Here is a 6,442-nt window from a genome sequence, read left to right on the forward strand (position 1 = left end):
CAACCACACGCATCGGAATATAATTGCAGGCGATCGCCACATTTATACCGAATCAAAGGCATTGTATAATTGAATAAATCTGTAGTGACTAATTCACCGTCAATAATTTCATAAAAACAGCGATCGACATCTAAATGCAGCCGCCCGCATTCAGGACAACTCAAGCCAGAAATCCCCGTTTCTTGGCAACCGTACTCGTTAATAACAGAAGTTTGAAAAATTGATTCAAGTAACTGTTTTTGAAATTCAAATAAAACCTCACCGGTACAAATAACTCCTAATACAGGAGGAATTGAATGCCCAACTAGGGCGGCCGCAACTTCCGACAAACGACTGGGATAACCTCGAATCACAGCAGGTTTAATCTGCAACAATTGCTTTAAATTTTGCAGCCAATCGGGTGTGATATTTCCAATTAACGCAACATCGTTAACTCGAAGTGGCTGCAAGCGGCTGGCGAGATTAATAATTGGGACTTGTTCGTCAATTCCCCACCAACCTAAAGCGCGTTGGCGTGCCAATAAACGCGCTTGATTCCACTCATTCCCGGCAAAGTAGGTAAAAAAATCACCGGAAGTTCCGCTAGTCATTCCTCGATAAACTAAATCGTCAGCAGTTGCGAGAAATAACCCTGGATTTTGCCGGACACTTTGTTTGTCTATGGGCTGCAAGTTACTAAAAGCAGTTTGCCAATCGGTTACAAGTTGTTTCAAACCCGACTGCGAATCAATTAATCCAGCTTGCAAAAAGCGGTGGGAGTTTCCAGGGAGAGTTAGGGCAACTTCTAAGACTTTTTTTAATTTGATGGCGGTGCGATCGCTCAATTCTATCATCAGCTCTAGTCGCTCTAATTATGACTGGCGCGCGAGCCGTCATTACATTTATTTTTCACAACAATCCTGAATTTTAGCTACCCAATTTTATGAAAAAACCCGGTTTCTTTGGAGTGCGTAAGTTTTGTCTAATTTGCAGTTTGCGCTGTGAATTTTATCGGCATTTCATTAAATTTAAATTATCTTTGAGCATCTAGGTGGGCAATTTTATCTCCGATTTGCAGCCAATCTTCGTGAATTGAAACTTGTCTGTCTCCCGATAATTTAGGTAATTGTCCGCGCTGTATGTTCAGCGGTTTATCGCAAGAATTTCCTAAAGGTTTTAGATAACTTTGATAAACCCAACCCACTCGGAAATCAGGTGCATTCGCAAACCTCCCTTCATCAAGATTTGCGGTGCTAGAACTAAAGTGACTGCCAATCTTTACCCATTTTCCTGTTGCATCCCGATCGCCCATCACGACTTGCCAGCCTTTGGGAACCAAGCCGATCGCCCGGCCGTTGGGGGAAGAACGGATTGTCAGGGGATCTTTTTGGGTGACGACTTGAGCGAAGGGTCGGGGTTTGCCTCCGTAGGGACAATTTTGAGCCTGTAAGGTTGTCGGCGACAAATTAGCAGACGCGGCGGTTTTGACACCCAACAGCGATAACAGCATTAAGCTAACAAACAGAGCAATTTTTTTCCAAACTTTTAAGGGATTCACAGAACATAATGGTGTATGGTTTGACTAATATCATTTTCGGTTCATTCGGTATTAGACTTCTTGCAAAATAATTAGGACGCTGCTCAGAGCAACATCCCACAAAAATCTTTTTTTCTTGTGGGATGGGCTTCTAGCCAGTCCCAAAATTTGATTAAAAGGACTGAGGCAAGAGGTCTATTGTTCAAACTCTCAACAGTCAACAGCCAACAGTTAACAGTCAACAGTTAACAGCCAACAGTCAACAGCCAACAGTCAACAGTTAACAGTCAACAAAAGTGCAACCGGAATTGATATAACCAAGTATTACATATACTTAGTACAGCTTGCTGCCCCCAAACCGCCAAAAATCTTCGGACGATCGCTCTCAACCACTCTTTCAAATTTTTTTGGTGTAGGCTGCTTGCAAAAATTTTGACGCTGTGCTATCGTCAAAAGGTTTGAGACATTGTGAGTTAGAGGTAAAACCCCGCAGAATGAAACAATTGGGAACCCATCTGATCGCTGATGCTTGGCAGTCTCCAGGAGACGTGCTCAACGATCCCGAACGTATCCGCCGCGCTATTCTCGATGCGATCGAAGCCGGAGGAGCTACTCTCATCGATTTGTGCGTACACCAGTTTAGTCCTCACGGAGTGACGGCTACTGCAACTTTGGCAGAGTCTCATATAGCAATTCACACTTGGCCCGAACACGGTTATTTTGCCGCAGACTTATTTTTCTGCGGAGCCGGCGACCCTCACAAGGCCATGAAGGTGCTACAGACAGCTTTGGAAGCTAAACAGGTAAAACTCACTGAGTTTACGCGCGGTTTCGAGCCCGGGGTGGGCATCCTAGAGTCTGCTTGTGAAGAGCAGTATGCGCCTCGTGCAGTAGAAACGAGTGCGGCCAGAGTATAACAGCAAATTAGCGTAACTTTGAACATTTTATGCTAGGTTTTGGTTAAAATCCCACGGCTCGGGCTGTGGGATTCTTGTTGCAATTTACTTTTTGATTAATAAAGGGCGAACAACTAAATAACCCGCGCCGAAGGCGGCAATCACAATCAGAAAAATCGCGATCGCCAACCACAATCCGCTTAAATCTGAGGCTTTTTTGGGTTGAGAGCGCACGCGGTAAGGAGTTTCCTGCACCTCTGAAAATAATTTTTCGGGAAGCGTTTCGGGTGTCGGAGGGGGTGTGGGCGAGGCTTCCGGTACGGGAAAGGGAAAAGCCACTGTCTGAGGCGGTTGAGGTATGGTAGAGCTACTCCGCGAGGTGACAGGTTCTGGAGGCTCCGGTTCAACGCTAAAATTGAATTTGACCGAGGGCATTTGCGGCATCCCTGTCTGGGTGACGCTCTGGGCCGAGTTGACTGCTTGCTGTAGCTGTTGGGATACTTGAACTACTGTTTCTACTTCGTGCCGCAGTTGTTGATTTTGTTGGACTAATTGCTGGTTGTGGGTTTTGAGGGAGTCGAGCATCGCTTGGGCGGCTTGCAATTCGGCGGTGACTTCTCGATAAAGCGAAATCGGTACCGATGGAGAGTAACTATTGGAGTTTTCAGGGGATGTATTGTCAGATAAGGTAGTATTTTGCATAATTGTAGATGGCGAGGGTGAACTTTTTTTAGTTTAGCCTGAGAGTATTTGCAATTAGACCGATCGCAATACAATTCGTCAAGATATTTGTTAAAAATATTAATAGTGAGTTTAGTTAAATGTTAGAAATTTTTAGTCGATCGCTATGAATCACCAGCAAACCGAACAAAGTATGTCGCAAAAGTCAAGTACCGAAGAAATGAAATATGGCGAACGCGAGATTTTGGACGGGGAGTTAATTACTTTCCCGAACCCGCGAGTCGGGCGGCGCTATACGATTAACATTACTTTGCCAGAGTTTACTTGCAAGTGTCCGTTTTCTGGCTATCCAGATTTTGCGACGATTCACGTTACTTACGTCCCCGACGAGCGGGTGGTGGAGTTGAAGGCGCTGAAACTGTACGTTAACAGTTATCGCGATCGCTACATTTCTCACGAAGAATCGATCAATCAAATTTTAGACGATTTTGTCGCAGCTTGCGCGCCGCTGGAAGTGACAATTAAGGGCGACTTTTTGCCACGGGGGAACGTGCACACTGTGATTGAGGTGTCGCATCAGAAGTAGTATCAATTGCGGTTGCACTCAAGCCAGATGATTGTTGACTGTTGACTCGATACCAAGACAGATGATGAAGTAGTTATTGCAGTAGGGTGCGTCAGGTTTGAGATGGCCGATGGACATGGAAAGCATGGTTATGGCGCACCTTATACCATTTCTCTAAAATCATGCAATAGTCTCCGACCCCCCCTAGCCCCCCCGAGCTCGCGGGGGGGGACAAGAATACTGTTGCATTATTTTTTGAAATTGGTATAAGTTATTAAGTTTTCAATCCTTAGTAGTCAACCGTCAACCGTCAACCGTCAACAGTCAACAGTCAACAGTAAACCGTCAACAACTAAAACTATTCTTGAGGATTTTCAGGCGACAAAAACTTCTCTTCAGGAACAGGACGAGAATCATGAAACTGCTTCCATACTTCCAAACTAAAAATACAGGCAAGCAGCCAGACAAAACCAGCAATATAACCAGAAATCACATCGGTTGGCCAGTGAACTCCGAGATAAAGCCGGCTCAAACCAATAGCAGCAATTAATACCGCTGTCAAGCTGTAAATCAACCAGCGCTGCTTGGGAAAGCGCGAACCCAAGAGATATCCTAGCAAACCGTAAATAATCATTGAAATCATCGCGTGTCCGCTAGGAAAACTGTAAAATCTCACATCAACCGTGCGCTCCCAAAGTTGAGGTCGATCGCGCGCAAACAGTTGTTTCAAGAGTAAATTTAAACCCACGCCTCCCAAGCCTGTAATTGCAATAGTTGTGGCTTCGGAGCGATGTTTGCGTACCCACAATATAATACCCAAACTCACGCTCAGCATTAGCAACACGTTGGGTTCCCCCAAAAATGTCAAGCCGAGCATGAGGCGATCGCGCAGCGGAGTGTGCAGGCTCCTAAGATATAGTAAGATAGATTTATCGAAAGCGTAGGTTTCCTTTTCCAAAACCTCTTCGGCAATGGTGGCAAATCCCCACATTGCCAAAGCAGCAACCGCAAGGCCGCCAAGCCGAATTATCGAAATCTGCGATCGAATTTTAGAGAGCATTTTTTAACTAATTAAACAGTAAAAACCGAGAAAACTAAGCTGTTTTGCTTTGGCAATTTAACCTCTGTAGCGGGCAGAAATTCCGCTATACAAAAGTCTCAAAAAACAGACCAGTATAAATAAAAGACGCGACAGTTTACAAGAAATATGGGAAACTAAAACGCCAGATCGATCGTCTAGATGGTTGAGCCAACTATATTTTGAATGATTGATTGATTTTTGACTTCATTCCTCAAATTTTATCTCCCACCGACGAATGACTATCATATCAAAAAAACACTTTTCTGCAATTTTGTTGACCGTGGGGTTGACAAGTGCGGCTGCCTGTGGTAGTAACACCTCAGTCAATGCACCGATCGCCCAAGCCAACACGATCGCCCAGCGCCTCGTTTCTTCAACCGTCGCCCAAAAGCCCAGCGGGCAATTCGGTAAGCCGATCGACTGTACCCTAGGAAAAGACTGTTTTGTATTGCTGTACTTCGATCGCGATCCGAGCCCGGCAGCAGTCGATTTTGGCTGCGGGCGACAAACCTACGACGGGCACGACGGCACAGACTTCGCCATTCCCGACGCCAAAGCAATGGCAAAAGGAGTTCCAGTTATCGCCTCCGCAGCGGGCAAAGTTTTGCGAGTGCGAGATGGTGTAGTCGATCGGCGCTTGCAAAACCCGACAGACAAAGCCAACGTCTCAGGTACAGAATGCGGCAACGGCATAGTAATCGATCACGGCGCAGGCTGGGAAGCCCAATACTGCCACCTCCGCCAAAACAGCGTGGTTGTGAAGCCGGGAATGCAGGTACAAAAAGGCACCGTTTTGGGCATGGTGGGAAACTCTGGGATGGCTTCTTTCCCCCACGTACACGTCACTTTTCGCTATCAAGGCAAAGCTGTAGATCCGTTTGTCGGTGCCGATGCCAAATTAGGCTGCAACACCGCCCGCAATCCAATTTGGGACACGCCCATCGACTATGTTTCTACAGGTTTAATTCGGGCGGGTTTTGCCAACAAAGCACCTGACGATAACGCTGTCTGGGCCGGACAATTTTCTGAGACTAAACTCCCTGTAAATAGCCCTGCTTTAATATTTTGGGTGCAAAGTTACGGAGTGTTAAAGGGCGATCGCGAACAATACAAATTATTTGCACCCAACGGTGAAACCGTCATCAATGACAGCAAGGAAATTCCAGCCCCCAGCCGCACTTGGTTGCGTTATGCCGGCAAAAAAAACAGTACAAATAATCCCCTGACTCCCGGAGTGTGGCGGGCAGAATATCGGTTGACGCGGGGCGATCGAGTTTTAACAGAAGTTAAGCGAGAAGTTGAATTGCGCTAGCCACCAAGTTCTACAATAGGCTTGAATTGCCTAAATCTTTGATTGATAGATCAACCGCAGATGTCAGGTAGATTAACGCAGATTAACGCAGATAATTTCAAGATAGATGGGAAATTTTTACGGCTTAGTAATCAAATCATGGCAGTCGATTTAAATGATTACTTCATCGATCATATCAGTCAAATTATTCGCATCTTAAAATATTTGATAAAATAAGACGGCGAATTCGATTCGCCGTGTCTTTTTCTTCAAACGCCGTGTCTGCTTCGGATTTTGACAATTTAAGGCAAATTTTCCCAAGCTTGAGCTACAATCTCGCTCAACCAGAGCCTTTGAGCCAAATCGAGCAGGTTGTCGTCGTTGAGCAGCTCAGCTTTTAACTCGTCCAAAG

General features: G+C 45.6%; 7 protein-coding genes. 3 read left to right on the plus strand and 4 right to left on the minus strand.

Features of this window, described 5'->3' with window-relative positions:
• Both WBA89_RS24090 and WBA89_RS24095 read right to left on the minus strand, forming a co-directional pair.
• The coding region (locus tag WBA89_RS24090; RefSeq protein WP_424409978.1) for a hypothetical protein at positions 1–833 on the minus strand (833 nt) is incomplete at its 3' end.
• 179 nt (positions 834–1,012) lie between these two features.
• Positions 1,013–1,537: a hypothetical protein gene (locus WBA89_RS24095; RefSeq protein ID WP_424409980.1), complete on the minus strand. Its 525-nt coding sequence runs from the start codon at positions 1,535–1,537 to the stop codon at positions 1,013–1,015.
• A gap of 473 nt (positions 1,538–2,010) precedes the next feature.
• Here WBA89_RS24095 and speD point away from each other — a divergent pair, with 473 nt between their 5' ends.
• Positions 2,011–2,433 (plus strand): adenosylmethionine decarboxylase, encoded by a 423-nt coding sequence (speD, locus tag WBA89_RS24100; RefSeq protein WP_194060509.1) that lies wholly within the window; start codon positions 2,011–2,013, stop codon positions 2,431–2,433.
• Positions 2,434–2,517: 84 nt separating this feature from the next.
• Here the strand turns inward: speD and WBA89_RS24105 are convergent, their stop codons facing one another.
• On the minus strand, positions 2,518–3,114 hold the full coding sequence (locus tag WBA89_RS24105) for a hypothetical protein (protein ID WP_424409982.1): 597 nt from the start codon (positions 3,112–3,114) through the stop codon (positions 2,518–2,520).
• Between the two features lie 145 nt (positions 3,115–3,259).
• Between WBA89_RS24105 and queF the strand changes: the two genes are divergently transcribed.
• Positions 3,260–3,679 carry a preQ(1) synthase gene (queF, locus tag WBA89_RS24110; RefSeq protein ID WP_424409984.1) on the plus strand — a complete coding sequence of 140 codons (420 nt, stop codon included), beginning with the start codon at positions 3,260–3,262 and terminating at the stop codon, positions 3,677–3,679.
• Positions 3,680–4,016: 337 nt separating this feature from the next.
• On the opposite strand, the gene WBA89_RS24115 is transcribed toward queF, so the two are convergent.
• A complete protein-coding gene (locus tag WBA89_RS24115) occupies positions 4,017–4,718 on the minus strand; it encodes a phosphatase PAP2 family protein (RefSeq protein ID WP_424409986.1) in 702 nt (233 codons plus the stop codon).
• A gap of 256 nt (positions 4,719–4,974) precedes the next feature.
• Between WBA89_RS24115 and WBA89_RS24120 the strand changes: the two genes are divergently transcribed.
• The gene (locus tag WBA89_RS24120; RefSeq protein WP_424409987.1) at positions 4,975–6,051 is read left to right on the plus strand and encodes a M23 family metallopeptidase; all 1,077 of its coding nucleotides are present in this window, start codon (positions 4,975–4,977) and stop codon (positions 6,049–6,051) included.
• Positions 6,052–6,442: the final 391 nt, after the last annotated feature.

This window comes from Microcoleus sp. (genome assembly GCF_049646505.1).
Classification (GTDB): Bacteria; Cyanobacteriota; Cyanobacteriia; order Cyanobacteriales; family Microcoleaceae; genus Microcoleus.

Excerpts from the sequence above, each read along its gene's own strand:
- speD (WP_194060509.1), top strand. The coding sequence starts at position 2,011 with ATGAAACAATTGGGAACCCATCTGATCGCTGATGCTTGGCAGTCTCCA.
- WBA89_RS24105 (WP_424409982.1), bottom strand. The coding sequence starts at position 3,114 with ATGCAAAATACTACCTTATCTGACAATACATCCCCTGAAAACTCCAAT.
- queF (WP_424409984.1), top strand. The coding sequence starts at position 3,260 with ATGAATCACCAGCAAACCGAACAAAGTATGTCGCAAAAGTCAAGTACC.
- WBA89_RS24115 (WP_424409986.1), bottom strand. The coding sequence starts at position 4,718 with ATGCTCTCTAAAATTCGATCGCAGATTTCGATAATTCGGCTTGGCGGC.
- WBA89_RS24120 (WP_424409987.1), top strand. The coding sequence starts at position 4,975 with ATGACTATCATATCAAAAAAACACTTTTCTGCAATTTTGTTGACCGTG.